Source organism: Actinoplanes sp. NPDC051633, assembly GCF_040681735.1.
Lineage (GTDB): Bacteria > Actinomycetota > Actinomycetes > Mycobacteriales > Micromonosporaceae > Actinoplanes.
Map to the genome: position 1 here is coordinate 1 of NZ_JBFAZH010001707.1, position 1,222 is coordinate 1,222.

General features: G+C 68.3%; 2 protein-coding genes. Both read right to left on the bottom strand.

Features of this window, described 5'->3' with window-relative positions:
- The coding region (locus AB0M20_RS44510; protein WP_364307628.1) for an MMPL family transporter at nt 1-529 on the bottom strand (529 nt) is incomplete at its 3' end.
- A gap of 99 nt (nt 530-628) precedes the next feature.
- Nucleotides 629-892 carry a hypothetical protein gene (locus tag AB0M20_RS44515; RefSeq protein ID WP_364307630.1) on the bottom strand — a complete coding sequence of 88 codons (264 nt, stop codon included), beginning with the start codon at nt 890-892 and terminating at the stop codon, nt 629-631.
- Between the last annotated feature and the right edge of the window lie 330 nt (nt 893-1,222).

Genomic DNA, 1,222 nt, shown 5'->3' on the forward strand with positions numbered 1-1,222 from the left:
CCCCGAAAGCCGCGTCCCGGACGGCCTGGTCGGCGAAGTCCCGTTCGGCCGGCAACGCGCCGCCGATGAGAATCTCCGGAGCGTCGATGCGGCGCAGTACCGCGCTCACCTGGTCGGCGACCCGCAACGCCTCGTCGTCGCTGAGGCCCGGGTCCAGCTCGACGGTGAGCAGGGAGCTCTGGTTATCGGTGGAGAACCGCCGCATCGGCGTGGTGTAGGCGTCCTCGACCTCGGCCACCCCGGGCAGGTCGCGCACTTCGTACGAGATCCGGGTGACACTGTCGATCAGTTCAATGGATCCCACGTCACGTCCGGAGATGACGACGACGAGTCGTTCCCCTTCGGGGGACACCGCGTTCACGCGGTCCTGCGCGACAGTGGCCGGAGCGCCGGCGGGCAGGGGGTCGATCGACTGCGTGCGGTCGTAGACGGAGCCGCCGACCACAGCGCCGGCCACCACGACCACCAGCCATAGGGCGATGACCAGGAAGCGCCGGAGGAACACGAATCGACCAAGCGCAGCGAGCATCACGGCCTCCCGACCGGCGCCGGAAGGACAGCCGCGGCACATGAGATCACCTGGACTCGAGAGGCGCAACCTCCATCGATGCGCTCGACCACACCGGAATCAGGCCGCCGGTTCCCACCGGCCCGCGCCCCCGATGGCGAGGACGTCGGCGACGTGCGGGCTGAGGTCCAGATACTCGGTGTGCTCGTCGGTCAGCCCACCGGTGCTTCCGCGGAGCACATAGGTGTGATCCGGACCGTTGCCCGGCAGCGCACCGAGGATCAGGCCGATGCCGAACAGCTCAGCCTGGTCGGCGTAGTCGAGGTCGGTCCGGTTCGTCGCGGTGAACTCGCGGTCCAGCGCCCGGCTGACGGAGGTCAGCACGGACGCATCACCCGAGTGAGCCTACGACCCCCGGTCGATGGTTCTATTTGCCGGCAGCGACGGCCGCTCGGCAGATGTCGGCGCCTTAAAGTGGCATTGCGATAGCGGAGAGTGACGGCGGGCGACATCGCGGTGCGTAAGTTTGCTGCCAGATCGCAGCGGTCTTCCCAAAGCTCCGCGCTCTCCCGCCGCGCGGAGATCGACATCCGGGCGCGGTGGGTCGCGAGCCGTAGCGGAAAGACCGTTCGCCGACACACGACGTGCTGCCTTGGGAAGCTATATTTCGCAGATCCTGGCTGCGCAAAGGCGCGCGGCTCCGCGGAGAGGACG